Raw genomic sequence first — 26373 nt, forward strand, 5'->3', positions numbered from 1 at the left:
CGTCAGGACCTGGCGACCGATGCAACGATGTCGCACGAGCGCAGTCGCAACGCGGGATCGTAGACATCGGTCACGAGCATCAACTCATCGGCCTGCGTGCGTTCGACCAGATCGGACAACCCTGCTTTCACTCGCTCAGGGCCACCCACGACGGACACGCCGAGGAAGGCTTCCACCGAATGCTGTTCGGCCGGGTCCCAACGCTCGTCCATATCGTTCACGGGGGGTTGCAGCTTCAGGCTTTGTCCGCGCATGAGCGCCAGAATCTTCTGTTGCGCCGACGTCGCGAGGAATGCCGCTTCCTCATCGGTCGGTGCGGCCACGACCGGCACACCGACCATCACGTAAGGCTTATCCAATACCGCAGACGGACGGAACAGCTCGCGGTACAGGCGTAGCGCATCGAACAGGAATCGCGGCGCGAAGTGCGACGCAAACGCGTACGGCAGCCCCAGATGCGCCGCGAGTTGCGCCGAAAACAGCGACGACCCCAACAACCACACGGGAATATCGCTGCCCGCACCGGGCGTGGCGACAAGCCGCTGCCCCGGCTGCGCCGGGGCGAGCAATGCGCGCAATTCGGCGACCTGCTCCGGGAAATCGTCGCCATTGGACAACCGATCGCGGCGCAGGGCGCGCATCGTCGCCTGATCGGCGCCGGGAGCACGTCCCAACCCCAGATCGATGCGTCCCGGATACAGCGCGGCAAGCGTACCGAAGTTCTCGGCAACGACCAGCGGCGGATGGTTCGGCAGCATCACACCGCCCGATCCCACGCGAATACGCGAGGTCTTGTCCGCAATGTGACCGATCAGCAGGGCAGTCGCCGAACTCGCGATGCCATCCATGTTGTGGTGTTCCGCCAGCCAGAAACGCTCGAAGCCTAGGCGCTCGACGTGCTGGGCCAGTTCCGTGGACTGTTTCAGGGCTTCGGCCACCGTGCCGCCGGCGCGTATCGGCACCAGATCCAGCATCGAGAGGGCCGTCTTCGACAAACTGCTCATGGGATTCTCCATTGTCCTGCGCGCACCTTTCCGGCTGTCGGGACCGCAAGGCCCTCTCACATCGGATGACGCGCACTACCGGCACAAAGTATAGTGACGAAGGGAAAAAATCCCCAGTAGGCACTCTTTAGTTGAATAGTTACCAATTGGTTACCATGAGCAAACCCGAACCGTTCGTTTTCGAAGAAACCTGCGTGCCGCGTCGCGTACTGGAACTCTTCAGCGTGAAGTGGACGAGCATGGTGCTGTACGCGTTGCAGTGTGGCACCACGCGCACGGGGGAGTTGCAGCGCCGCTTGCCGGGAATCTCCAAGAAGATGCTCACGCAGACGTTGCGCGAACTCGAGCGCGACGGACTGATTCATCGCGAGGTCTACGCCGTCGTACCGCCCAAGGTGGAGTATTCGCTCACGCCGCTCGGCGAGTTGTTCATCGAGCCCATCGAAATGCTTTACCGCTGGGGCAATCAACACGCTGATGTGCTTGCTCAACTGAGTCTTCGCCGCGGCAAACCCGTGCAGGTTGACTACGCCGACGCCGACATCGACATGACGCACGCCCCGGCCCCCGCAGGCACAACGCGCGCTGTCTGAACCGGCACGAACGTTCGCCCCGTCGGCTCGCCGGCCGACACGTTCTGACGGCCGCGACGCAGACCACCCGCAAACGAAACGGGCCGGCAAATTGCCGGCCCGCTGCCTAACCTCGGTGTCCCCGACGCTATCGTTGCGTCATCAGCGATCGAGCAAACGTCCCAGACGCATCATCGTGACGTTCACACCGAGATGGCGCATCGACGGCTGCACGATCACGCAGTTGTCGTAGGGCGTGACAATGACTTCGTCGCCATCGCGGGCAATCTCCGTCCCGGCCTTCTCGATCACTTCCAGGCCGGTGAACGGCTGTGAGAAGCGGAAGTCCATCGAGCGCGCCACGACCGGCTGCGTGATCTCCACAAACTTCTGACGTGCGGGCAACGCTTGCGTGAGGAACGGCGCCACATCGGCCTCGGCCACGACACCCGCGTGCAACAGGAACCGAGCGGCACTGTCGAGCGCCACGTCGCGCGCGCTCTTGGCGAAGTGCTGACCGGTTTCGATGAGCAGAGCGTTCTTCGGGCTGGCCGGATCGCCGAAGCCGCCGTAGTCGCGCATACGTGTGCCGTTCGCATGGCCCTTGTCGATGATGACGTGCTCCGGCGTGCCGAGTTCGGCGGCCAGTGCAATCGCCTTCTCGAGTGGCCCGGTCATCATCAACGGCGCGGAGGCTTCGTGCATCGAGTGGATGTCGAGCAGCAGATCGACCGTATCGATGAACGGGCGCATGGCGCGCGCACGCGACAACTCGCGGCTCTGGCGCTCGCCGTCGAGCGTCGACGGCGTCCAGACGCGGTTCATATCTTCGTCGAGGAAGCGAGTGGCATCGGCATTCTCGGCGCTGAATTGCTCGTACGCACCGATATTGCCGAAGCCCAGCGACAGGCGTCCTGCCGTGGGGCGCACACCGGCGGCGAGCAGCGCGTCGACGGCGATGGCGCCGCTCACTTCGTTGCCGTGCGTGAGTGCAAGAATCATCACATGTTTGCCGGGCTTGCCGCTATCGAACGAGTGCAGAAAGTCGATGCCGGTATTGCCTTCGCGCCAGCGGTTGATGTCGGGAAACGAGACTTCGATGGGGTACGCCGGCAGGGCGGCGCGAATCGCTTCGAGCGTGGTCATGAAAAATGCTCCGCAAGGGATGCCGAAAAAAGTGACGACGCCGCTGTAGGGGACAGCAGACGTCGTCGTTACGGCGAAAATCAGGTCATCGGATGAGGATGAGGTGCATTGTTGGCGGTTCGCCGTCGGCGCCGCTCAGGCGTTCGATGCGTGGGTCGAGCCATGCGCGATACCGGCAATCTTGCCGGCGCGCACACGGCGGCCCAGCGAAATCACGGCGGAAACACTGAGCACGGCGGTCGCCATCACGTAGAAGCTCGGTGCGAGCTTGTTTTGCGTGGCGTCGATGAGCCAGGTCACGATAAGCGGCGCGAACCCGCCGAAGACCGTCACCGAGAAGTTGTACGACAGTGCCAGCCCCGTGCCACGGGTGCTCGTCGGGAAAATGTCCGCCAGCAGGGCAGGCAGCGGCGCAAGGCTCACGGCGATGAGCAGCCCCACGAGCGCTTGCACCATGAGCAGCGTCTGGAAGGTCGGATAGCGGTTGAGCAGCACGAACAGCGGGTAGGTTGTCACGCCCACGAGAATCAGCGCCCAGAGCATCACGCGAATACGGCCGAACTTGTCTGAGAGATGGCCGACGACAGGCGCGGCGATCATCAGCATCACGCCGGTGACAACAGCGCCGATGAACGACGACGTCGCCGGAATATGCAGTTGCTTGACGGCATACGTCGGCATGTACAGCTTGTGAACGTAGTTGAATGCGGTCGCTGCGGCAACGACGCCGGCACCGAGCAGCATATTGGCGCGATCGCGGCCGAAGACTTCGCGCAGCGGCGACTTTTCGCGTTGCTTTTCGCCGAGCTTCTTGAAGTCGGCCGTTTCGTCGATGTTGCGGCGAATGTAAAGACCGACCGGGCCGATGAGCAGCCCCACGGCGAACGCGACACGCCATCCCCATGCGCTCAGTTGATCGGCCGTGAGCAGCATGCTCAGCAAGGCGGAAACGCCGGCGGCGAGCACCGTGGCGAGGCCTTGCGTGGACATTTGCCAGCTTGCGAAAAACCCGCGGCGCTTGGCATCGGCGTGCTCGACCATGAAGGCCGTGGCGGCACCGAACTCGCCGCCCGTCGAGAAGCCTTGCAGCATACGCGCGACGATGATGATGAGCGGCGAGGCAATGCCGATCTGTGCATAGGTCGGGGCGAACGCGATCATGGCGGTGCCGAGCATCATCAGGGCGATGGACACCGTGAGCGACGCTTTGCGGCCCGCGCGGTCGGCGTAGCTGCCGAGGACGATCGAGCCCAGCGGGCGCGTAACGAACGAGATACCGAAGGTGCCGACGGAGAGCAGCAGCGACGTGGTCGCGTCATGCGACGGGAAGAACAACTGGCCGATCACGATGGCGAAGTAGCCATAGATCAGCAGATCGTAGAACTCGAGTGCGTTGCCGATACTCGCGGCGCAGATTTCGCGCCACGGGTTGTGGGGTTTGGTGTTACTGGTCATGCCCTGCTCCTCTGGATCGCTGGCGTTGGGGATCAATGTGTGGCGGCCACGCGATACGCGCCCAAAGCGCGCCGAGGCCACCGGCCAGTCTCAGGAAGCGGAGTGTAGGCGGGAGAAAATCGAGCTTCGTGCCGATTCGGCACGCAAAGGTGCTGATTGAGGGAGGGGTGTCGCAAACGGTGATGCAAAACAATGAACTCCGTCACGGAACAATTAACTTCGTAACGGGAAGCCCGCTACGGCGTTCGCGGCCCGATTCATTGCAACGATATCGTCATGGCTGGGGTTCGGGCCGAGCTTCGCGAAAAGCTCGGGCATCCGATCTCGTTTCACGGAGGCCTCGCCCTTGATCGCAGCAGCGAGGCCTTTGCGCATCATCTCCGCACCGTAATCGCAGCAGTAGGCAGGTGTCGACGGCTCTTGTCTCCACGAATCTTCCAGCGAACCACCATTGACGGGATCGAAGCCGATTTGATTGACCAATTCCATGACGGTTTGCTTGCCATCGTCGTCATCGCCCGCAACAGCAACTGCCAAACGGTCGGGCGATCCTTCGGGCAGACCGAGATGCGCGAGTGAATACGCGAGAAGATTGTTGAAGGCCTTGATAACTGACCGGTCGAGTTGTCGGGATACCCACACACTCTCAGGCATCCCTTCGTCGATTTCGGGGATGCGCGAGTCACGCAGGCCGGGATAGTAGTTGCTGGTATCGATTACCGGAACATGTGAAGGAATCGAGTCGAACATGCCGGCCGGCAGTTTCGCCATTCCCGGTAGCGGGATCGCCAGGACGATCACGTCCGCGCCGGAAATCGCGCCCTTAACATCGGCCGCCGTCGCGCCGATTTCGTCCGCAAAATTCTCGACCGCTGCCAGCCCCTTCGAATTCGCGACGCGGATGCTGTGACCCGCGGCCTTCAGACGACGCGCAAGCGTGCCGCCGATATTGCCGGTGCCGATGATGCCGACTTCCATGATGTTGACCTCGTTTGTGAACTGGCTGTGCTTTCGAGTTTTATACTAAGGATTACCCCCCACATTGACAAGAACCTACCGAAAAGTGGGTAACACACCAAAAGGTATGTATGGGAAAAGTCCGGCAATGGAACTGCGACGATCCACAGCAACGCCTCGTATGGGCGAACGCGACCACGGAGGCGTTACAAGTGCTCGATGGGAAGTGGAAGATAATCATCCTCTGCCAGCTTTTTGCAGCCAAGGGCCCGATCCGCTTTTCCGAGCTGGAGCGGCTGATTGAGGGAGTCAATCAAAAGATGCTGATTCAACAGCTTCGCCAGCTAGAGAGAGACGGTATCGTCGAACGTACCGTCTATCCTCAGGTGCCCCCGAAGGTTGAATATGCGCTGAGCGAGATGGGGGTTGCGCTCGGACCATCAATGGAGGCGCTCATCGACTGGGCCGAGCTGAGGCGACAACGCTTGAGGAACGCTGGGACAAGGTAATGACGCGCCCGGGACCCCGATCACTCCGTACGGAGCCGCGCAGAAGCGCCTACCCGAGCCGGAATTTTTTCTGAGGCTTGCATCGGCCGCCCGCGATGCAGACACTGTCGAAAATGAGGCGGTAGATCGATTCGCTCACGTAGCGACCTCAGATCGAGGCAACGGACAGAACGTCCGAAATTGGCCGTTTGCTGTCGCTCATTACAGTCGACTTCCAACCCAAAGGGGCCGTTCTTTAGCAATAGATGGCAAGCGCATTCTTTCAACAAGTCTGGTCACCCCGCAGGATTGTCGCCATCATGCGCCTCACCTTGAACGGCTATGTACATGCACTTGAACAGCGCTCGTTCTGCGTTGCAGAGTCCGTCTTGCACCGGTGGGTCGACCACGACATCTTGACCTGATAGTCGAGTAGCGCGCGTGATGCCGAGCAGACCCGCAGGCTGGTCAAGGCGTTCCAGGATCGGTCGACGGTGCAGGCGGTGGCGTATCCGGTGACGGCGACAGCGAGGAGGATGCTTTCGTCGATATCGCCGCCGCGATTTGCGCGGCCGCGTCTTGCAGGGGCGGCACGAAGCGTCGCACGGCCTCTGCGGGACTCACGGCCTGATCGAGATAGATCACGTTCAGACTGGCGAGCACACGGCCTTCGGATGGGATAGCGACTGCCACGGCGCCGATCTTGCGCTGGTCGAGCCAGTCGCCGTGATTCGAGCCAAAGCCGTTGTCGCGCGTTTGTCGTACGAGGTTGCGGATAAAGGCGTCGTCGCAGGCGAAGCGCTGCTGCAACTCGCCACCAGCGCCTGTGCGCAGCAAGTCGAGAATGTCTTCGCGTTCCGTGTCGGGACACATGCCGAAGTATGCGCGTCCGGCGGCAGTGAACAGCATCGGCAGGCGACGGCCGACCATCGCACGATGAAACGACAGCGGGCTGAAGCGATGTGTTGTCTCGCGAATGATCATGGCGTCGCCATCGGGTGTGGTCAGGTCCGATGGCCATACGACGCGCTGCATTAACTGCCCCATGATCGGGGGAGCGACGGTCGCGACACGCTCGTCGTCGGTGAAGCCTTCGCTGAGTGAGCGCACGGCGAGTGCCAGCCGAAAGGTGTCGTCCGACGTGCTGCGTCTCACGAACCCGTCCTCCAGCAGGGTCTCGAGCAAACGCCGCACGGTCGTGCGATGCAGGCCGGTGGCTTCGCTCAGTTGCGCAGGCGTTGCGCGCCCCCGTTCCATGACGTTCATTGCTCGCAACACCAATAACCCGCGCGACAGTCCCCGCACATTCGAATACTTGTTCATCGAAAAATCCAATTAAATCAATGTTGTGCATTCTATGCACATTTTGGTGAAATTGTTGAGCGCATTTCGTGACCTGCCTAGACTCCACAGAAAATCAGAGCGCTAACGGAGACACCGTCCCAATCCGTCCGAACGACATTTGCCGAAGGCAAGTCGTTTGACAGCGGATCCCGCGGCCCGACCCGAGCCAACGAAGCGAAGACAAGCGGACACCACGATCCGCCGTCGATTGACCTACAGCAGCACGCCATCAGAACGCGCGAGACAGGCGCGGGGGCGCGCTTGTGCCCAAGAAAAGTAAAGGAGCGAGACACATGACTGTATCCGCCAATGCGTCCAATGCCGTGGCCGACATCACGACCGACGTCGCCATCGTTGGCGCCGGCCCCGTCGGGCTGATGATCGCCAACATCCTCGGCCTGCAAGGCGTGCGCGTCACAATCATCGAGAAGCTCGATCAGCTCATCGACTATCCGCGCGCTATCGGTCTCGACGACGAAGCGCTGCGCGTGTTTCAGGCGGTGGGCCTCACCGATGCCTTGCTCCCGCACACCACACCCGATCACTGGATGCGCTTTCTCACGCGCGACGGCCATTGCTTTGCGTCGATCGAGCCTCGCACCGACGAGTTCGGCTGGTCGCGTCGCAATGCGTTCATCCAGCCGCTGGCCGACCGCGTACTGTTCGACGGCCTGGCGCGCTTCGCGCACGTCCAGGTGCTGTTCGGTCATGGCGTGGAGGCCTGCACACAGGACGAGCGCGGCGTCACGCTGACCACGCGCATCAGTGATGGCGAAACGCGCACGGTTCGCGCGGCTTACGTCGTGGGCGCAGACGGCGGTAACAGCCTGATTCGCCGCCTGCTGCAAGTGCCGTTCGAAGGGCGCACCAAGCCGAACCAGTGGATCGTAGTCGACGTGCGTAACGACCCGGTTGGCTCGCCACACATATACATGCATTGCGACCACGAGCGCCCGTATGTATCGGCCGCGCTGCCGCACGGCATTCGTCGGTTCGAATTCATGGTGATGCCGGGTGAGACGGAAGAGGAATTGTCGAAGCCGGAAAATCTGGCGGCGCTGATCCGCAAGGTAGTCGCGTATCCCGACAAGGTCGACTACATCCGCAAACGGGTCTACACGCACAACGCGCGGCTGGCCGGAACGTTCCGTGTCGAGCGGGTGCTGCTCGCGGGCGACGCCGCGCACATCATGCCGGTGTGGCAGGGGCAGGGCTACAACAGTGGCATTCGCGATGCCAACAATCTCGGATGGAAGTTGGCGATGGTCGTGAAGGGCCAGTGCCACGGAGCGTTGCTCGACACCTACACGGCCGAGCGTCGTGCGCATGCCCGCGCCATGATCCATCTGTCCGAAGTGGCGGGAGACATCTTCGCACCGACCACGCGCTTCGGCGTGCGCTTTCGCGACGCCTTCGTACACAGCTTCAATTGGTTTCCGTCCGTCAAACGTTACTTCGTTGAGATGCGCTTCAAGCCGATGCCGCGCTACGAAGAGGGCGTGGTCCTGCTCCCGCCACCCACGAGCACCGGCGGATGGCTCGCGAGGCGGCTTGAGCGTTCGGGCAATTCTGCGCCGGGCCGCCTGCTCGGCCTGATGAGCCAGAAGCGCGAGTCCTGGCTCGGCAGGTGGGTGTACGGCCGAGATCCATCTGCCAACTCCCCGGCGGGGCGTCTCTTCATTCAGCCGCGAGTGCGAACCATCGACGGGGAAACTCAGCGACTCGACGACGTGATCGGCAATCACTTCGCCGTGATCGGCTGGGGGACCGATCCCACATTCGGTCTGACGCCGGAAGCACGCGCCGTCGCACAGAAGCTCGGCGTTCGTTTCGTGCTCGCCAAGCCGGACACCCAGCTCGGCTATATGGACGACGTGCCGGAAGGTGTCATCACGATCGGTGACGCGCAGGGTCGTCTCAAGGAATGGTTCAGTGCGCGCGCCCAGTCGGTGGTGTTGATGCGCCCGGACCGGTTCATTGCGGGGGTATGCGCGCCGCAGGAAGTCTCCGACTCGCTTGTGCAACTCGCCCGCAAGGCGGCGCTCGTCGACGACCCGATCCGTCTCGTGACGAGCGGACTCTCGCCGATGCCCCAGCGCGTCCAAAACGACATTGCCTTCGCCAAAGTTGCCGGAGCCTGAGAATGCCGATTCATCTCGAATGCCTGTCCCACACGCCGCTGCATGGCTATTTCGACCCTGCCGATGACGTGGTGTCGGAAGTGGGTCGCGTACAGGCGGCTGCGCGAGAGCGTGTGCGCCAGTTCGACCCGGAGCTCGTCGTCGTGTTCGCGCCCGACCACTTCAACGGCTTTTTCTATGATGTCATGCCGCCGTTCTGTATTGGCGCGCAGGCCACTGCTATTGGTGACTTCAAGAGCCTCGCAGGCACACTGCCCGTGCCGTCGAACACCGCGCACGCACTCACGGAGCACGTGTTGTCGGGCGATATCGACATTGCGCTGTCGTACCGCATGCAGGTCGACCACGGTTTCGCCTATGCACTGGAAGTCCTAACCGGCGGTCTCGATACCTATCCCGTCGTGCCGGTATTCATCAACTCGGTGGCGCCCCCGATGGCAACGCTTCGCCGCTCGCGGTTGCTTGGCGATGCGATCGGCCGCTTCTTCGCGCAAACGGACAAGCGCGTGCTCGTGGTCGGCTCGGGCGGCATTTCGCATGAGCCTCCCGTGCCCGAGCTCATCGGCGCAACCGAAGAAGTCGCCGAGCGTCTGATTGCCGGACGCAATCCGTCGGCCGAATTTCGTGCAGCGCGTCAGGCGCGCACCGTTGCCGCGGCGAAGGCCTTCACGGCGGGAGACAGCCATATGCACCCGCTCAATCCGCAATGGGACCGCGATTTCCTGCAAACCCTGACAGACGGCGACTGGCGCGCCGTCGACGCGATGAGCAACGACACCATTACGCGAGACGGCGGCAAGTCCGCGCACGAGATCCGCACGTGGGTTGCTGCATTCGCGATGCTCGCGGCCTACGGCGAGTACCGCGCGAGCGTCGACTACTACCGTCCGATTCCCGAATGGATCGCGGGTTTTGCTGCCATGCACGCGGTGCCGAAACCTGCGTTGGCCGCAGCGGCCTGATCACGAGAAACGGGACCAAACAAGAGGATTTCCCCGATGTCGAATGCCCAACTGATTCAAACGCTTGCTGACCGTCTTCGTCAGGCGGAAGCCTCACGTCAAGCCATTGCGCCCGTGCGCGGCGAGATCGCACTCGACGACATGGCCACCGCCTATGCGGTGCAGCAGCGCAATGTCGACGCACGAGTGGCCAATGGCGAGCGCATTGTCGGTCGCAAGATCGGCCTGACGTCGCTGGCCGTGCAAAAGCAACTTGGCGTGGACCAGCCCGACTTCGGCGCGCTGTTCGCGAGCATGGCATACGGCGATGCGCAGCCGATGCCGCTTACCAGCCTTATCCAGCCGAAGGTCGAAGCTGAAATCGCGCTTGTCCTTGAGCGTGACCTGACGTACGAGAAGCACACATTCGCTGACATTCTTCGCGCGAGCGCCTACGCCGTGGCGGCCGTGGAAGTCGTCGACAGTCGCATCGAGCAGTGGAATATCCGCTTCGTCGATACCGTGGCCGACAACGCGTCGAGCGCGCTGTTCGTACTCGGCAGCCGCCCCGTGAAGCTCTCGGACGTAGATCTCACGGCCTGCGCGATGACCGTGTCGCGCGACGGCGAGGTGTTCTCGCGCGGCAACGGCGCGGCGTGCCTCGGCAATCCGCTCAATGCCGCCGTCTGGCTCGCGGATCGCATGGCACAGCTCGGCACGCCACTGCGTGCGGGCGAAGTCGTGCTCACCGGTGCGCTTGGGCCGATGGTCCCCGTCACGGAAGCCGGCACGTTCGTCGCCGAGATCGAGGGACTGGGCAGCGTGCGTGCCGTCTTTGCGTGAGGCAGGTCGCGTCAGATATCCGATCCATCAGCGTTACAGGGCAACACCGGCATCACCCGCAATCAGGGTGATGTCGCCATCGACACCACGACCGCCATCAAGAGCGGACTTTGTGAATCTGGAGACTTAGCAATGAACGCATCATCCCAAGGCGTCGCGGCCTCGAAAGGAAGCCTCGCGACGATCGGTTTGTGTCTGGCCATCGCATTGCTCGAAGGCCTCGATCTGCAATCGGCCGGCGTGGCAGCACCGCGCATCGCAAAGGAGTTCGGTCTGAGCGTGGCGCAGATGGGGTGGGCGTTCAGCGCCGGCGCCATCGGACTGCTGCCGGGCGCGGCGCTAGGCGGACGGCTGGCCGATCGCTGGGGCCGCAAACGCGTGCTGATGTTGTCTGTCGCGTTGTTCGGCATCTTTTCGCTCCTCACGGCACACGTGTGGAATTTCGAATCGCTGCTGACAGCGCGCTTTCTCACCGGTCTGGGCCTTGGCGCTGCCATGCCCAACCTCATCGCGCTGTGTGCCGAAGCGGCGCCGCAGGGGCATCGCAACAGCGCCGTGGGCGCGATGTATTGCGGTATGCCGTTCGGTGCGGCACTCGCGGCCGTCATCGGCATCGTCAGCCCGAGCGAGGAGGGATGGCGTCATGTGTTCTACGTCGGCGGCTTCGGTCCGTTGCTGATGGTGCCGCTGCTCGGCCTGTGCCTGCGCGAGTCCGCGCAATTCGTCGAAACGCGACTCACACGGACATCGAGCGCCACACCCGGTGTAACGCACGCGCTGTGGAAGGAAGGCCGCATGCGCAGGACCATCGCGCTGTGGGTCAGCTATCTCGGCACGCTGATCGTGCTGTATTTCCTGATGAACTGGCTGCCGTCGATGGTCGTGGCCAACGGGTTGTCCCGCGAACAAGCGGGCGTGGCGATCATGATGTTCAACATCGGTGGCGGCCTCGGTGCCATCGGCATTTCGAACGTGATGGACCGCTTTTCGCCGCGCTTGACGGTGATCGGCATGTATCTCGGCATTGCGTTGTCGCTGGCTGGCCTGTCGAGCGCCATCGGTGCGTTGACGATGGCTTGCGGTGCGTTCTTCTGCGGCCTGTTTCTCGTGGGCGGACAGTCGGTGCTGTACTCGATGGCGGGACAGGCGTATCCCACAGAAGTTCGCGGAACGGGTGTCGGCGCAGCCGTTGCGATCGGCCGGCTCGGCTCGATTCTCGGGCCGCTGATCGCGGGGCAATTGTTTGCGTTGGGGCAGAGTGCGTCGATGCTCGTGTCGTCGAGCATTCCACTGATCGTGATCGCCGCCATCTCCGCGTTGACCGTCGTGGGCACGTTCGAGCCGCGCATCGTGGCGGGCGCAGTTCAGCCGGGACGTTAAATACGCGTTCCCGAAGTTTGCAATTTACAGGTTTTGAATTCTTGAATTTCTGAGTCTCGGATTCTCAGATTCTGATAAGGAAAGGTCATCATGACGGCAATCACTGAAGCGTCGACGAGTCGCTTCGTCACCATTCGCGACGCGGACACCGTGTTTCGCATTCATTACAACGACGCCGGCAGCGGTACGGAGACGGTCGTGATGCTGCACGGCTCGGGGCCCGGTGCCACGGGCTGGGCCAATTTCAACCGCAACGTCGAACCGTTGGTCGACGCCGGTTATCGCGTGCTGCTCGTCGACTGCCCTGGCTGGGGCAAGAGCGATCCCGTGGTCAACAGCGGATCGCGTTCGGAGCTCAATGCCCGTGTGCTTAAGGCCGTGCTCGACGAGTTGGACATCCAGCGAGTGCACATCATCGGCAATTCGATGGGCGGTCACAGCACGGTGGCATTTGCGTTGTCGAACCCGGCGCGCGTCGGCAAGCTGATTCTGATGGGCGGCGGCACTGGCGGTCCGAGCCAGTTCGTGGCAATGCCGACCGAAGGCATCAAGCTGCTCAACGGCTTGTACAAGGAGCCGACCATTGAGAATCTGAAGCGCATGATGAATGTGTTCGTCTTCGATGCCAGCGCGATCACCGACGATCTGATGCAGGCGCGGCTAGACAACATGCTCGCGTCTCGCGAACATCTCGAGAACTTCGTGAAGAGCCTCGCGGCGAACCCGAAGCAGTTCACGGACTACGGCGCACGTCTTGGCGAAATCGCTGCGCCGACGTTGATCGTCTGGGGACGCGAAGACCGCTTCGTTCCGATGGACGTCGGTCTGCGCCTGCTGGCGGGGCTGCCCAACGCCCAGTTGCACGTGTTCAATCGCTGCGGTCACTGGGTGCAGTGGGAGCACGCCGACGCGTTCAATCGCATGGTCCTCGATTTCCTGACGCATTGAAGTTGAGACGGTCAGCGCGGGCGCGATGCCCGCTTTTCGTCTCATATAACGCCGTGAAATTTCTGTGCCGCGACGCGCGACGGATCGTTACCGGAGTTCATTGGCAGCAGGGAGGACACTGGCAATGACATCCCCGGTGGGGACGAAAAATTGGCGATTCTGAAATGGCTCGCGACACCGGCCACGCATCTGTCGAAGATTCATGTGCGGATCGCGTCCAGGGACGACGGTACGTATGCAGGCCATATTCGCACGCTTAAGCCGAAATGGTGACCCTGCCACTCCGCTACCTGCCATTGAACCCGCGACAGCCGATCGGCGGCAATGGGTCGGGGCGGACGCTAGTGATCGACCGCAATCGGCCAGTTTGAGACGTTCGACGGTCGCGGCCAGACTGACAAGAGTCGTGGCATACGCAACCGCGAACCGGTCGATTGGACTGACAGCCGGAAGCACGCCTATTCGCCGACTGGCGGTTCTGACGAAGCGTTCCACTTCGCGCGTTATCTTGAAAATTTCCGATTCCTTTCCGAACGAACCGCTGGCTCGGATGCCAGTACTGGCCATACCAGTATCGGCCGTTGCCTTGTTCGCCGAGGTAAGCGTTGCGACAATCCTGATTCAATTCAAATATCAATGTTGCTCGCTATCCTTATTCTGAAAGGCATCCTCGATGAAAATTGGTAAATTCATCTTCACGTTTTTTGCCGGGCTGTTTGTCGTGAGCAATGCGATAGCAGGCGGTTTTGCAATCCAGAGCGATGACATTGCTGGCGGACACTTTGATAATGCTCAGATATCCGATGGCTTTGGGTGCCACGGCGGGAATATTTCGCCGGCTATCAGTTGGTCCGGTGAGCCGGCAGGAACCCAGAGCTTTCTTGTTACGATGTACGACCCCGATGCGCCTACCGGCTCGGGGTTCTGGCACTGGGTCGTAGCAAATTTGCCTGCGAGTGTCCACACTCTCGACCTTGGTGCCGGGAGCGAGGTCGGCAGACTTCCCAAAGGGGCAATGGCGGTCCGAAACGATACCGGCAAGGCAGCGTACCTGGGTCCCTGTCCTCCTGAAGGCGAGAGTCATCGCTACATCATCACGGTCGCGGCGCTCAAAGTTCCCAGTTTGCCCGTTGATAGCACTGCGACGCCGGCAGTGGTCGGCTTTGTCGCTCACTACCAGGAACTGGCAAAAGCGACAATTACGATCCAATACGCTCGCTAGCTCTCAGTCTGGAATGGCCGCTTCCGAGAGGAGCGAGGGGCCGGTTTGGGTTGTGGCTTCAACCGGTCGAAAGCTCAGCGGCGTTCACGGCGAACTTTTCGTTCGACATCCAAACTCACGCATCACCTCCACCACGGAAGCAAGTCGCGCACGTCAACAGTGACGGAGTTCATTGCTCCGTATCACACGAATGCGAGGCAGTCAGGTGCCGTCGCCAGCATCGACCAAGAGGCCTGCGCTGCCGCCAGCCGCCGCTTGGGTACCGGTTCGCCCTCCCATTCGTGGCCTTGCGCATGGTTGTCCGCAAAGCACCCGCGCCGTTTCGCATCGAGTTCGTGTGCGGCGCTCCCCGTTCAGTCGTTGACAGAGGGTCAAAACGAAAACGCTGCGGTGACGCTCACCGTCCTCGGCAAAGCCGGGATGACCTGGCCTCCCAGGAAGTAGGTGGAGGGCACGAAGGACTTCTTGTTTGTCAGATTGAAAATGTTCAGCCCGTAGCGCGCCCTTCCAATGGTGTAGGACGCCTGCGCGTCCCACACGGTGGTTGCCGGTGTAAAGAACGTGTTGGTCGAGTTGCCAGGAAGCTCCGAGTTGAACGTCATGCCGAGCCCCAGACCGAGACCAGCGAGCCACCCCGAGCGAAACTCGTAACGCGTTGCCAGTCGCGCCGTTTGCTTCGGCACATTGAACAACTGCTTGTCGACCAGTGCCGCAATGCCGTCGTCAACGATCTTCGCGGTTTGCTGGGAATACGCGGCAATCCACGTCCACGACGGCGTGGCTTGCCATCTCACGTCGATATCGATGCCTCGCGAGCGCTGCTTGCCTGCCTGGATGTAATAGCCTGCGTTGGCTGGATCGGCCACGGCAACGTTCTTGCGATTCAGGTCGAAGAGGGCCACTGTTGCGGTAATCCCGGCAAGATCCTTAAGACGCAGCCCAATTTCCTTCTGGTTGTACTCTTCGGGCTTCGGTGGCGACGCGAATAGATAGAACGCCGGCACTCTGATGCCTTCGCCGTAGCCTGCGAACGCCGATATCTTCGGTGTGATTTCGTAGACGGCGCCAACGCGCGGTGAGACCTTCGAATTGCGGCTCACGTTGTAGATCCCGTAAGCATAGTTGTTGTCGGTAATTCTGATGTCGGAATAGCGAACGCTACCCAGGAAGTGCCAGCGGCCTACGTCGATCTGGTCCTGCAGGTAGGCGACCGTCGAGATGTAACGGTTTTGCTGATCCGGTGTTAAAGGCGCAATGGGCTCGGACCAGGCCGGGTATACCGGATTGGTGAGATTTACGTTGTCGATCGACACAGGGCCGAGCCCGTTCGAATACGCCATGAATTCATCGTCGCGCGTGTACTCGTAATCCACCCCGAGATTCAACGTGTGCTTCAACGCGCCTGTCGCGAACTTGCCCGTGAGGCTTGGCGAGAGTGTGGTTGTCTTCAGATTTGCCCACATTCGCACGCCGCACATTGTGTTGTTGTACGGTGTCGCACTTCCGAAGGCGCCACAGCCCATCGGACTTCCCGAGTCCACCAGCCAAGTCCCTCGCTGATCGAGCCGCACTTCGTTATAAGCGCTCAACAGCGAGAAGCTCCAGACATCGGTCAGTCGCTGGGTCCATTGCAAATTGAGCCCCTTCGACATGCTGGTCGTATCCGGCTGCCCGGCGGCCGCAATATTGGTCTGCCTTGGCAGCGTGAAGATCGACGTATTCAGCGTGCCGTTCACCGGCAGCCCGCTATAGTCGAGCGTGCTGACATCGAGATAGCGGGCCCTGAGTACGACTTTGGTGTCGGCGCTCGGCGTCCACGACAGACTTGGGAATAGCGCTCGCTTCCTGAAGAAGACTCGGTCCGTCTCGCTGTCGCTGTTCGACGCCTCCCCCGTAATCCGAAGCGCCCAGACGGAATTCAGTGCCTGATTGATGTCGAAATCGATGGCCTTCTCGCCGTAAGAACCCGCTTTGAAGCCGACCTTTCGCACCGTCTCCAGCGTCGTCGGCTCGAGCGTGGTGATGGCGATGGTTCCTCCAGCGGTGTCGAACGCCCCCACCCCCTGCGCACCGAAGAGCGCGCCCGCCGGGCCTTTGACGACATCGATCCGGTCGACATTGACCAGACTTTCCTGATCCGTGAAATTCCCCTTCATCGCGACACCGTCAACGACCGTTCCCGAATGAAAGCCACGAATATTGAAGACCGTATTGTTGGCGTCGCGCGAGTCGATCGCATTCACGTTGCTGACGTTGCGCAGGGCATCGGAAAGCGTTCTCGCCCCCTGATCTTCGATCATCGTGCGAGGCACGGTCACAATTGACTGCGGAATATTCTCGATCGGCGTATCCGTGCGCGTCGCCGCGTTGCTCGACTCCACGTTGTAGCCATCGTCTCGCGCAGCGCTGACTTCGGTCGGCGCCAGTTGGACAACCTCTTCTGCTGACGCAATCGCAGAACATCCTGCCATCAGGGCGACGGCCAGCGTTGATTGCATCGCGATTCGAAACGCCGATGGATTGCTTCTTGCTCTTTCCACAGTATTCCCCGGTAGTTGACATTGAGCGCCACAACCAATTTCTATTAGGCTGACTTCCTATCTGGCCGCCGCTTGCGTCTCACCGGCTCCCTTGGCGCAGGCCGGTATAGCGCGTCGAACGCGTTGCGCAACCGGTGCATCTGACGTTCGTTTTTTCCGCTGTCGACGATCTCCCGGCAGGACAGAAGAGAAAGATAGGCAGCCACGCGAACGAGTTTTGCGATGTTCGGCAGCAAATGCGCGCCATCGAGCCGATCGGCCTTGATGCGCGCGAGTACCTCCTGGCGCCCGCCGTGACTGACATCGCACAGACCCGCCTGAAACGACGTGATCGCAGACTTTGCTGCCTTGCCGCCCCACACGCCGCTGCCGCCCAGATCACGGGAGATGACTGTGAACGCAGGCGGGCGCTGCTCGGCGCGCAGAAATCCGAGAACCTGCGCATCCGTGGCACAGCGCCGATACCACGCGCCCCGAGTGAAGGCGTCGAACTGCGCCTTGTAGATTGAGCATGCCGGGGCATAAGCCGCGTCCGATACCAGAGCCAGCAATCCCGAGAAGTGCTCAAGCGAAAGCCGCTGAAACGTTCCGAAGACACGTTTGCGCGCTGTGGCCCGCAGGTCGATATCCTGCAGCACCCCCTCACGTTGGGCGGTCCAGCGCAGGGCGAGCAACAACTCGTCATGCAGCGGCTGTGGGATCAATAACTGCGCGCCTGTGGCGTCGGCGCAAGCCGGCGTGGGCCGATGGCTTCGCACGTTCATCGCCATGCTCCGCCGCGCACGCCAGGGTGCATGCGGCGTCGCAAAAGGAAGCCTGTTGTCGAGTTCATGAGCGTTTCGATAAACAACCATGACGCCCGGCGCCAAACGCTGGGCCGGGAGTGAAAGCGGTCGATCAATCGAAACGCGGGGGCGCCCTGGGAAGCGGCGATGGCGGAAGGGCTTCGGCCAGTAATGTCGCCGGTGCTACGGAGAGCGAGCGTCGAAGCAAAAACCGCGCGGGTGAAATCGGGTCCGTGGTGCCCGGGACCGGCGAGAGATGGGTGGCAACCCAGCAATATCCGCAAGCCGGCGAAAGCAACCCATGATCTTGCGAACGACTATGTGCAGGCGAGAGCGAAACGTCCGCAACGCAAATCGCCGACGCCAATGCGTCGTCGAGCCCCGTTCGCTGCGCCTGACGCCATTGGCTAATACTTGGCGCAATCAGCACCAAAGCCATGGCGAACAACCCAAGCCAAGCGAGAAGACGGCGATGCCGCGAGCGGAGCATGCGAGACAGAGGAAATTAAGGGATGACCTGCTTACGGCCCGATGCAAATGGCAATTGCGACTGGGAAAACGCAAATTTACGGGCTATCCGGCAATGTTTGCATACTGATAAGTGCGGCATTTGGACGCAGGGTCTGGCACGCGTCAAAGCGTGAACGCCCCGGCGCGATTGAGATCCCGAGATACCCGAGCCCCAAATCCTCCAGGAATTGCAGGCCCGCCCCCTGGGGAGATATTCCCCGCCCACGTATAATGAAACTCATTATCGTTACCGTCATTGATCTCCATGCAATTGTCGGAATTGAAGAAGGGCGGCACCGCGACAGTCGTCGCTGTCGTCGACCGCGCGCCACCCGATGCTGTCGCTCGTCGTCTGCGCGAATTAGGTTTCGTGGCTGGCGAGCCGGTTCGTGTAGTCGCTCTCGCCCCGTGGGGAGGGAATCCGATGGTCGTGCAGATTGGCGCCACCCGCTTTGCGCTCCGACGCGACGAAGCCGCGCGTGTTCAGGTGCAACAGGGGTGAATCGAATGGCATCCACGTCGATGAGAATTGCGCTGATCGGCAACCCGAACTGCGGCAAAACGGCACTTTTCAATCAATTGACCGGTGCTCGTCAAAAAGTGGCGAACTATGCGGGGGTGACGGTCGAGCGCAAAGAAGGCGCCTTTGTCACCCCGGCCGGCAAGACGATCCGTGTGCTTGACCTGCCCGGCACCTATAGCCTTGCCCCGACCAGCCTGGACGAGAAGGTCACGCATGACGTGCTCCATGGCATCTACTCCGGGGAGTTGGCGCCCGAGTTGATTGTCTGCGTGGTGGACGCAACCAATCTGCGTCTGCATTTGCGTTTCGTACTCGAGATTCTTGCGCTGGGACGCCCAACGGTGCTCGCGCTGAACATGATGGATTCGGCTCGTCGCCGGGGCATCGAAGTCGATGTTCCCGCACTGGCGCGCGAGTTGGGCGTCCCCGTAGTCGAGACGGTGGCCATCGCGCGCCCGGGCGTGCGAGCGCTGACCGACACACTTGATGCCATTGCACAGGCTCGCGGCAGCTCGGATCATGCCGCCGTCCATAACACGACGCCTGACACACACGATCTGCATGCCGAAGTGCGACGCATCATGGGGATTGCGGTGCGGGTGCCCGACATGACCAACGGGCTCGACGAGCGGCTCGACAGAGTGGCTCTGCATCCAGTGATCGGGACGGTGCTGCTCGCCATCGTGATGTTCCTGATCTTTCAGGCCGTATATTTCATTGGCAAGCCAATGACCGACGCCATCGGTGACGGTTTCGGCTGGCTCGGCGAGCAAGCCGGTATTTATCTGCCCGATGGCCCCCTGCGCAGTCTGGTCGTCGACGGCATCTTCGGCGGTCTGGGCACGGTGCTTGGTTTCCTGCCGGAAATTCTGGTGTTGTTCTTCTTCATCCTCGTGTTGGAAGAGTCCGGCTATTTGCCGCGAGCCGCATTTCTGCTCGACCGAATGATGGTCGAAGTTGGTCTCACCGGGCGCTCCTTCATTCCCCTGCTTTCGAGCTTTGCGTGCGCGATTCCGGGCATTATGGGCACGCGCAGCATCGCCGACCCGCGACAGCGTCTCACCACGATCCTCGTCGCCCCCCTCATGACTTGCTCGGCACGTCTGCCAGTCTATGCACTGCTTATCGGTGCCTTCATTCCAAGTCGCCCGGTGCTCGGTGTCTTCAAGCTTCCCGGTCTGGTTCTCTTTGCGATGTACATCGCCGGCATTGCGGGGGCGATGGCGGTCGGCTGGGTCTCGAAGCGCCTGCGCGGCGCACGCTCGCAACCGCCGCTGCTTATGGAGCTGCCGTCCTACCGCATGCCGAAGGTGCGCAACCTGGCACTCGGCCTCTGGGAGCGGGGCTGGATGTTCGTGCGGCGACTCACGGGCGTCATTCTCGCGCTCACGGTCATCATGTGGTTTATCTCGACATTCCCATCTGCGCCCCCAGGGGCGACCGGCCCCGCGATCGACTATTCGTTCGCTGGTTACATCGGTCGCGCATTGCAAGTGATCTTCGGCACGCTTGGCTTCAACTGGCAAATCAGTATTTCGCTGGTACCCGCATTTGCCGCACGCGAAACGGCGGTCACCGCGCTTGCGACGGTCTATGCGGTGGCAGGCGGTGCCGACGACACAGCAGGACTGGCAGCGGCGTTGTCGTCGAACTTCTCCGTTGCAACGGCCCTCTCACTGCTGGCATGGTTTGCCTTCGCCCCGCAATGCATGTCGACGCTTGCCGTCATTCGGCGCGAAACGCGCTCCTGGCGCTACGTTCTGATCTCGTTCAGTTACATGTTTGGCTTGGCCTACTTCGTATCTTTCGTGACTTACCGTCTGGCGTCGTGGCTTCTATAGCGCCATGAGATGAATGCAATGTCACACGTCATTCAAAACGTTGTCATCGGTGCAATCGTCGCGGCGAGCGCGCTCAGCATCGTCAAACACCTGTTACCGAGACAGACGCGCCTGGTCACACAACGATCTTGGGACTGGCTCGCGCGGCGAGGCGTCGCACCTGCGCGTCGGATGCGCGACATCGCACCGCGCGCATCCGGTTGTGAAACCGGATGCGGATCGTGCGCATCGTCGCGCTGTGAAAGTCCAGCACGGGAGTCGCCTATCAGCATTCACAGACGAAATGCGAGCAAATCTCCTCGATGAGATCGGAAACGTTGCATCCATGCGTGCCTGAATGAGCGCCGGGAACACACCGAGCCATGGCTCGCCTCGCGGCATCAATGCGACGAAACATAGGTGGCACCGGCAAATGCCTCCGGAATGGCGAAGCTCTCGCGCATGCGCTTCGTCTCGGCACCAGGCGTCGAGCCGAAAAGGCGCTTGAACTCTCTGCTGGGCAGCGACGCGCTCAAACTCGTGCGGGAAAAGTGGTCGTTCATGGACGGAGATGTTGCACCGCGACTCAGTCGGACTTCTCGTGATCGGCCGCCTCGAACCCGGTCAAGTCTCGCGCGGCCCACTCCTGGGCCCATCCCTGTAGCGGCTGCAACGCGGTCCTCAGCCGTTTGCCCTCGGCACTCAGGCGATAACCGCCTTCGCCATGCTCGACCAGCCCCGACGCCTTAAGCTCAGTCAGTCGTGTATTGAGCAAGCGCGCATTCGTCTCGCATACGTCTTGCAGCGCCCGAAACGTCATCGGCGCACCGCGCAACTCCCACAGGATTCGCAACGCCGTGCGCCGCCCAAGCAAATCCAGCACGACCATGATAGGTCGTCCGGTCTTCGATCCGCGTACGGGCTTTCCGATTTTTGGCGTCGTCATGCTTTACAAAGTAAAGCGCTTTGCCTAAGCTGTCAATCGTTGGCACTCGCCAGTCCCCGTGCCGCTTCGTTCTGAAACAACGAAATTCATGCGCATCACTCATCGACGCCCAACGGCGGCACTTCAGCCGACCATCGACGGCATCCCGTTCGATACCGGGTGCCCTCTTCCCACAAACGAAGTTCGACGATGAACGCCACGCCGCTCACTGCCAGCCAAACCGCCGACAAAACCGCCGCACCGGTCGAATGCGCTTTGCCGCCCGCCAGCGAGCGCCTTGCGTATCGTTGTGCACAAATCGGCGAGCGCGCCTTTACCGCGGGAGACTACGGTGCCACCCCCATACGGCACATTGTGCTGCTGCGTTTTTCGAACGACGTGTCAATCGCTGCGCGGGAGCATATGATTGAGCGCTTTCTTCGCTTGAAGGACGAGTGCCTGCGCGATGGACGACCGTATATTCGCAGCGTCGAGCATGGCCGGCAGGAGAGCGGAGAAGGCAATGGGCTCGGTTTCGAACATGCGTTCCTCATGACGTTCGAATCCGAAGGGGATCGCAACTTCTATGTCGGCGAGCCGATCGTGCGCGACGCCACCTGCTTTGACCCCGTCCATCACGCCTTCAAGGCGGAGATTGGCCCGATGCTTGCGCCGCAGGGCGCACTCGTTTTCGACTTTTTTCCCGGCGTGCGGTGATGCGCCGGCTTGCCCGACCCGGAGTGGATGATGATCAGGCTGTTCCAACTCGCTCACTTGTTCGCACTGGCGAGCGCCCTTTTTCTGTCGACGGCGAGGGTCGCACACGCCGAAGAGATTTCCGTCACCCAATGGGGCAGCAGCCTATACGGACTGCCCTATGCGGTGGCCATGGACAAGGGCCTGTTCAAGAAGGCAGGCGTCGACATCACGGGCATCCTCAGCTCCGGCGGCGGCGGCACCACCGTGCGCAACATCCTGGCGAGCAAGACACCCTACGGTGAAGTTGCCGTCTCTGCTGCGTTGGCGGCCGCACGGCAGGGGCTGGACATCGTCATCGTGAACGTAGGCACGCGCAGCGTTGCCGAAGCGTCGATGGTCACGATGCCCGGCAGCGCCGTGCGCACACTCGACGATCTCGTTGGCAAGAAGGTCGCCATCACCTCGCCGAAGAGCGTGTCGGAAATGCTCTTTCTGATGGTCTTGCGCGAGAAGGGTATCGACGCATCGAAGGTCACGCGCGTGGCCTCCGGCGGCTATGTCAACGGCATGACCATGCTCGAACAAGGCGCGGTCGCCGGTGCGGTCGCCATCGAACCGCTGTCGATTCTGCGCAGGTCGCGATATCACACGCTCTATCGTGCCGGCGACGTACTCAAGCCGATGACCACGTCGGTCGGCATTACCACGCGTGCGTTCGCTCAATCGCATCCCGATACCCTGCGCGCGATCATTGCCGGGCGCCGCGCAGGCGTCGACGCCACCTACGCCGATCCGGCCGGGGCGGCCAAACGGCTTGCCGCACAGTTCAAACTCTCGCCGGAAGTCGCCACGGAAGCGGTCGACAACATGGTGCGCGCCCACATGTGGAGCCCCGGACAATTCGACCGCGCTGAACTGGACCGCGTCGCGAGCGGACTCAAACTGATCGGTGAACTCAAGGACGATGTCGACTGGGCGAAGCTGATCGATTCGCGTTTCCTGCCTGCCGACATTCGTGCGAAGGGTCAGCTATGACCTCCCATTGCCCGAGCCCGCATCTGCACCTGGTCGATGGCACCGAGACACCGCCTGCCGGTCGTGAGCCGCACGTCGTGCTCACAGGCGTGACGAAGGATTTCGACACGCCTGACGAAAAGACGACCGGAAAGACACGATTGCAGGCGCTCGGGCCCGTCGATCTGACGCTGCGCAAGGGTGAATTCTTCTCGGTGGTGGGGCCGTCCGGCTGTGGCAAATCGACGTTGCTCGAGCTGATCGCGGGACTCAGCGCACCGACTGCGGGGAACGTCAGTTTTGAAGGGCGAGCGGTCAGCGGCGTGCCCGAGGGCGTCGGCGTGGTCTTTCAGGAAGACGCCTCGTTCCCGTGGCTCACCGTGCGCGAGAATATCGGCTTCGGTCTTCGGATGGCGGGCGTCGACGGCGCAGAGATCGCACGCCGCGTCGGTTATGCCCTCGGCTTCATGGGGCTGCGCGATTTTGCCAATGCGCGTCCGGCACAACTCTCCGGGGGCATGCGCCAGCGCATGTGTATCGCACGCACACTGGTCATTGCGCCGCGTCTGATCCTGCTCGACGAGCCGTTCGGTGCGCTTGACCAGCAAACCCGCCTGCTGATGGGCGACGAGTTGCTGCGGCTTTGGCGAGAAACGTCCGCGACCGTGCTGCTGATTACCCACGCGCTCGACGAGGCGGCCGTACTGTCGGATCGCGTGGGCGTGATGTCGTCGCGTCCGGGCCGCTTCATCGACGTCATCGAGACGGGCTGGGAGCGTGAGCGTAACAGCCAGAGCGTTACCACACCCCGCTTCGGTGAAATCACCGCTCGCCTATGGGAGACGTTGCGTGCCGAGTCGCTCAAGGCCATGCAGGCCGACGAACGGCCCGGCGACCGTGACGACACGCGTTACCCGCGCGCTCGCGGCCGCTGATCGGGTGGTGAAAGACATCGTGATGATTCGCACCGAACGCTATCTGCGCCTGGCCATTGTCGCTGGCCTCGTGCTGCTCGTCGAAGGGCTGTGCCGGGCCGGCACGATTCCCGCTTCGGTCATGATGGCGCCCAGCGCGATGGCCGTCCACGCCATCGAAATCCTGCGGGAAGGGCGCTTCACAAACGATCTCGTCACGAGCTTCTCCAGCATCGTTATCGCCGCTGTGGGCGCCGTGGGACTGGGTTTCGCCGCCGGACTCGCGATACACGCCATGCCAGGGGTGCGCCGGGCGCTGGAGCCGCTCATTGCCAGCTACTACGCCGTGCCGACATTCGCGTTCTACCCCGTCTTCATCGTGTTATTCGGTGTCGGCTCGCTGCCGATCATCGCCATTGCCACCCTGCTTGCGATCGTCTCGATGATCACGGCGACAATGACCGGACTCGATCGGATTCCGCGCGCGTTCTCGAAAACCGCCCGGGTGATGCACCTGGATCGATGGCAAACCGTGTGGCACGTCAAACTGCCTGCCGCCTTGCCGCATCTCTTCAGCGGCGTGCGGCTCGCGGTGTCGCATGCATTCATCGGCGTCATTGCGTCCGAGTTCATTCTGTCTGGCTCAGGGATCGGTTATGCCATCAGCTACGCTTACAACAATTTCGAGAACGCCGACATGTACGCGCTGATGCTCCTGGTGCTGGTCACGGTGACGCTGGTCAACAGCGTGCTGAACCACGTCGATGCGCGCTTCCAGGCGCGCAGTCGCCGCTGACCGGATTCACGTCTCATGGAAACGAAGCAACCCAATCCGCTCGGCACGTTTGCCGTCCTGCTGGTGTTGATCGGGATCTGGCAGGCGGTGCACTTGCTCAACAGCGCCGCGCTCGGGTCGCCCGTGGCAACCGTGCAGGGGCTTTGGCAGATGATGGGCACGGCATCGTTCTGGGTCGACGCCACCGAGACCGGCCAGGCACTCGTCTACTCGCTGGTGATTGCGGTTGCCGGGGGTATTGCGCTGGGACTCGGACTGGGTGCGAATCAGCTCGCGGCGAAGGTTGCCGAGCCGATTCTCGTCAATCTGTATTCGTTGCCTAAGGTGACGCTGTATCCATTGGTCCTGTTGATCTTCGGGTTGGGACTCGCCTCCAAGGTGGCCTTCGGCGTCATGCACGGTTTGATCCCGATTCTGATCTTCACGATGAATGGTGTCCTGCAGATCAAGCCTGTTTATTTCCGTGCGGCGCAAGCGATGCATCTGTCCCGTCGACAGATCGCGTTGCGCGTTGTGCTGCCGGCGGTGCTGCCCGAGGTGCTATCGGGTGTCCGGCTGGGATTCTCGCTATCGCTGCTCGGCGTATTGATCGGCGAGATGTTCGCATCGCAGAAGGGTTTGGGACATCAGCTTTCCAACGCGATGAACCTGGGCAATATCGACACGCTCATGTCCATCGCACTCTTTCTCATGCTCTTCGCGTTGCTTGGCAATGCACTGCTATCGACGTTCAGCCGGCGCTATCGTACCGCTGGAGCATGAAGGGCTGGATGCTTTCCTGAAGCTATCGAAAGCACTCAGCTCACGCGCGAACTCCAGCGGATCATTCACTCGATTTTCCACGCCTATCGATGCGTCAAGCGTGACCCGATAGCCTCATTCAAGCCTCGTCAGCCGGCACTCGCCTCACCCGCCCTTGCGATCACCTTGATCTCGAACTGGAATCCGTAAAGCCACGTGACACCGACCGCCGTCAACGTCGGATGAGGCGCGCCGCCCCAATACTCCGGCACGACCTCCCAGATCCTCTCGAACGTCGCGGCCGGATCGACCATGAAAATGGTGACGTCGATCACGTCGTCGAACGAGCTGCCCGCCGCCGTCAGAATCGCGTTCAGATTGTCGAACGCGCGCCGGACCTGCGCCTTCAGGTCGGACTCAGGCGAACCATCGTCCCGGCTGCCGACTTGCCCGGAAACGAAAAGAAAGCCGTTGGACCGAATCGCCGGCGAATAGCGATTGCGCTCATAGAGCGCCTGACGCCCAGCCGGGAAGACAACATCTCGTTTTTCCATCGCAAAAACCTCTCAGTAAGCCGCCAAGCCGACATGGTGCTGGCGATGGAAACACTCTAAAGACACCTGGATTGCGAATAAACGCTCACATCTACCCTTCACTATTTGTAA

The 26373-nt window shown here is 61.5% G+C and carries 25 protein-coding genes and 2 pseudogenes; 16 read left to right on the forward strand and 11 right to left on the reverse strand.

Features of this window, described 5'->3' with window-relative positions:
• Positions 1-2 precede the first annotated feature (2 nt).
• Positions 3-1004: an LLM class flavin-dependent oxidoreductase gene (locus PCO31110_RS01630; RefSeq protein WP_010804938.1), complete on the reverse strand. Its 1002-nt coding sequence runs from the start codon at positions 1002-1004 to the stop codon at positions 3-5.
• 155 nt (positions 1005-1159) lie between these two features.
• On the opposite strand from PCO31110_RS01630, the gene PCO31110_RS01635 reads away from it, so the two are divergent.
• On the forward strand, positions 1160-1597 hold the full coding sequence (locus PCO31110_RS01635; protein WP_010804937.1) for a winged helix-turn-helix transcriptional regulator: 438 nt from the start codon (positions 1160-1162) through the stop codon (positions 1595-1597).
• Positions 1598-1738: 141 nt separating this feature from the next.
• Here the strand turns inward: PCO31110_RS01635 and PCO31110_RS01640 are convergent, their stop codons facing one another.
• From PCO31110_RS01640 to PCO31110_RS01650, 3 genes and pseudogenes are all read right to left on the reverse strand, one after another.
• Positions 1739-2722 (reverse strand): M14 family metallopeptidase, encoded by a 984-nt coding sequence (locus PCO31110_RS01640; protein WP_150689478.1) that lies wholly within the window; start codon positions 2720-2722, stop codon positions 1739-1741.
• 135 nt (positions 2723-2857) lie between these two features.
• The gene (locus tag PCO31110_RS01645) at positions 2858-4177 is read right to left on the reverse strand and encodes an MFS transporter (RefSeq protein WP_150689479.1); all 1320 of its coding nucleotides are present in this window, start codon (positions 4175-4177) and stop codon (positions 2858-2860) included.
• Between the two features lie 213 nt (positions 4178-4390).
• Positions 4391-5173, reverse strand: a pseudogene (locus PCO31110_RS01650) (NADPH-dependent F420 reductase); the annotation flags it as partial.
• A gap of 92 nt (positions 5174-5265) precedes the next feature.
• Here PCO31110_RS01650 and PCO31110_RS01655 point away from each other — a divergent pair.
• Positions 5266-5643: a winged helix-turn-helix transcriptional regulator gene (locus PCO31110_RS01655; protein WP_150689481.1), complete on the forward strand. Its 378-nt coding sequence runs from the start codon at positions 5266-5268 to the stop codon at positions 5641-5643.
• A 447-nt stretch (positions 5644-6090) separates the two neighbouring features.
• Here PCO31110_RS01655 and PCO31110_RS01660 read toward each other — a convergent pair whose 3' ends face one another.
• Positions 6091-6945 carry a DNA-binding transcriptional regulator gene (locus PCO31110_RS01660; RefSeq protein WP_051126391.1) on the reverse strand — a complete coding sequence of 285 codons (855 nt, stop codon included), beginning with the start codon at positions 6943-6945 and terminating at the stop codon, positions 6091-6093.
• 314 nt (positions 6946-7259) lie between these two features.
• Here PCO31110_RS01660 and PCO31110_RS01665 point away from each other — a divergent pair, with 314 nt between their 5' ends.
• From PCO31110_RS01665 to PCO31110_RS01690, 6 genes are all read left to right on the forward strand, one after another.
• On the forward strand, positions 7260-9107 hold the full coding sequence (locus tag PCO31110_RS01665) for a bifunctional 3-(3-hydroxy-phenyl)propionate/3-hydroxycinnamic acid hydroxylase (protein WP_150689482.1): 1848 nt from the start codon (positions 7260-7262) through the stop codon (positions 9105-9107).
• 2 nt (positions 9108-9109) lie between these two features.
• Positions 9110-10069, forward strand: a complete 960-nt coding sequence (locus PCO31110_RS01670; protein ID WP_010804930.1) for a 3-carboxyethylcatechol 2,3-dioxygenase — start codon at positions 9110-9112, stop codon at positions 10067-10069.
• A gap of 36 nt (positions 10070-10105) precedes the next feature.
• Positions 10106-10891 carry a 2-keto-4-pentenoate hydratase gene (gene mhpD / locus PCO31110_RS01675; protein WP_150689483.1) on the forward strand — a complete coding sequence of 262 codons (786 nt, stop codon included), beginning with the start codon at positions 10106-10108 and terminating at the stop codon, positions 10889-10891.
• 132 nt (positions 10892-11023) lie between these two features.
• A complete protein-coding gene (gene mhpT, locus PCO31110_RS01680; protein ID WP_150689484.1) occupies positions 11024-12271 on the forward strand; it encodes a 3-(3-hydroxy-phenyl)propionate transporter MhpT in 1248 nt (415 codons plus the stop codon).
• 90 nt (positions 12272-12361) lie between these two features.
• Positions 12362-13219: an alpha/beta fold hydrolase gene (locus tag PCO31110_RS01685; RefSeq protein WP_150689485.1), complete on the forward strand. Its 858-nt coding sequence runs from the start codon at positions 12362-12364 to the stop codon at positions 13217-13219.
• Positions 13220-13892: 673 nt separating this feature from the next.
• On the forward strand, positions 13893-14441 hold the full coding sequence (locus PCO31110_RS01690) for a YbhB/YbcL family Raf kinase inhibitor-like protein (protein WP_010804926.1): 549 nt from the start codon (positions 13893-13895) through the stop codon (positions 14439-14441).
• Between the two features lie 371 nt (positions 14442-14812).
• Here the strand turns inward: PCO31110_RS01690 and PCO31110_RS01695 are convergent, their stop codons facing one another.
• The 3 genes from PCO31110_RS01695 to PCO31110_RS26230 form a co-directional block, all read right to left on the reverse strand.
• Positions 14813-16939, reverse strand: a complete 2127-nt coding sequence (locus PCO31110_RS01695; protein ID WP_150689486.1) for a TonB-dependent siderophore receptor — start codon at positions 16937-16939, stop codon at positions 14813-14815.
• An 86-nt stretch (positions 16940-17025) separates the two neighbouring features.
• Positions 17026-17850 carry a DUF6988 family protein gene (locus PCO31110_RS01700; RefSeq protein ID WP_150689487.1) on the reverse strand — a complete coding sequence of 275 codons (825 nt, stop codon included), beginning with the start codon at positions 17848-17850 and terminating at the stop codon, positions 17026-17028.
• Positions 17851-17878: 28 nt separating this feature from the next.
• Positions 17879-18256, reverse strand: a complete 378-nt coding sequence (locus PCO31110_RS26230) for a DUF2946 family protein (protein ID WP_150689488.1) — start codon at positions 18254-18256, stop codon at positions 17879-17881.
• Between the two features lie 285 nt (positions 18257-18541).
• Between PCO31110_RS26230 and PCO31110_RS01710 the strand changes: the two genes are divergently transcribed.
• From PCO31110_RS01710 to PCO31110_RS26235, 3 genes are read left to right on the forward strand one after another with little or no spacing between them, the layout of a single operon-like run.
• Positions 18542-18778 (forward strand): FeoA family protein, encoded by a 237-nt coding sequence (locus PCO31110_RS01710; RefSeq protein WP_036663438.1) that lies wholly within the window; start codon positions 18542-18544, stop codon positions 18776-18778.
• Between the two features lie 5 nt (positions 18779-18783).
• Entirely contained in the window at positions 18784-20640 is a 1857-nt protein-coding gene (gene feoB / locus PCO31110_RS01715) for a ferrous iron transporter B (RefSeq protein ID WP_150689489.1), read from the forward strand.
• Between the two features lie 18 nt (positions 20641-20658).
• Positions 20659-20946: a DUF6587 family protein gene (locus tag PCO31110_RS26235; RefSeq protein ID WP_370855801.1), complete on the forward strand. Its 288-nt coding sequence runs from the start codon at positions 20659-20661 to the stop codon at positions 20944-20946.
• 74 nt (positions 20947-21020) lie between these two features.
• On the opposite strand, the pseudogene PCO31110_RS01720 reads toward PCO31110_RS26235, so the two are convergent.
• Together PCO31110_RS01720 and PCO31110_RS01725 are read right to left on the reverse strand one after the other, a co-directional pair.
• A pseudogene (locus tag PCO31110_RS01720) lies at positions 21021-21152 on the reverse strand (AraC family transcriptional regulator); the annotation flags it as partial.
• A gap of 53 nt (positions 21153-21205) precedes the next feature.
• A complete protein-coding gene (locus PCO31110_RS01725; RefSeq protein WP_246189696.1) occupies positions 21206-21508 on the reverse strand; it encodes a winged helix-turn-helix transcriptional regulator in 303 nt (100 codons plus the stop codon).
• Between the two features lie 246 nt (positions 21509-21754).
• Here PCO31110_RS01725 and PCO31110_RS01730 point away from each other — a divergent pair, with 246 nt between their 5' ends.
• Genes PCO31110_RS01730 through PCO31110_RS01750 form a run of 5 tightly spaced genes read left to right on the forward strand, consistent with a single transcriptional unit; the run spans position 21755 to position 25729 of the window.
• On the forward strand, positions 21755-22261 hold the full coding sequence (locus PCO31110_RS01730) for a Dabb family protein (RefSeq protein ID WP_010804917.1): 507 nt from the start codon (positions 21755-21757) through the stop codon (positions 22259-22261).
• A gap of 27 nt (positions 22262-22288) precedes the next feature.
• A complete protein-coding gene (locus PCO31110_RS01735) occupies positions 22289-23278 on the forward strand; it encodes an ABC transporter substrate-binding protein (RefSeq protein WP_010804916.1) in 990 nt (329 codons plus the stop codon).
• A complete protein-coding gene (locus PCO31110_RS01740; protein ID WP_150689491.1) occupies positions 23275-24192 on the forward strand; it encodes an ABC transporter ATP-binding protein in 918 nt (305 codons plus the stop codon). Before PCO31110_RS01735 ends, PCO31110_RS01740 begins: the two co-directional genes overlap by 4 nt.
• A complete protein-coding gene (locus tag PCO31110_RS01745) occupies positions 24155-24967 on the forward strand; it encodes an ABC transporter permease (protein WP_010804914.1) in 813 nt (270 codons plus the stop codon). The genes PCO31110_RS01740 and PCO31110_RS01745 overlap by 38 nt, the downstream gene beginning before the upstream one ends.
• Positions 24968-24982: 15 nt before the next feature.
• Positions 24983-25729 (forward strand): ABC transporter permease, encoded by a 747-nt coding sequence (locus PCO31110_RS01750; RefSeq protein ID WP_010804913.1) that lies wholly within the window; start codon positions 24983-24985, stop codon positions 25727-25729.
• 128 nt (positions 25730-25857) lie between these two features.
• Here PCO31110_RS01750 and PCO31110_RS01755 read toward each other — a convergent pair whose 3' ends face one another.
• Complete coding sequence (locus PCO31110_RS01755; protein ID WP_010804912.1) at positions 25858-26262, reverse strand: RidA family protein; 405 nt, start codon at positions 26260-26262, stop codon at positions 25858-25860.
• Positions 26263-26373: the final 111 nt, after the last annotated feature.

The sequence above is a fragment of the Pandoraea communis genome, assembly GCF_902459745.1.
Lineage (GTDB): Bacteria > Pseudomonadota > Gammaproteobacteria > Burkholderiales > Burkholderiaceae > Pandoraea > Pandoraea communis.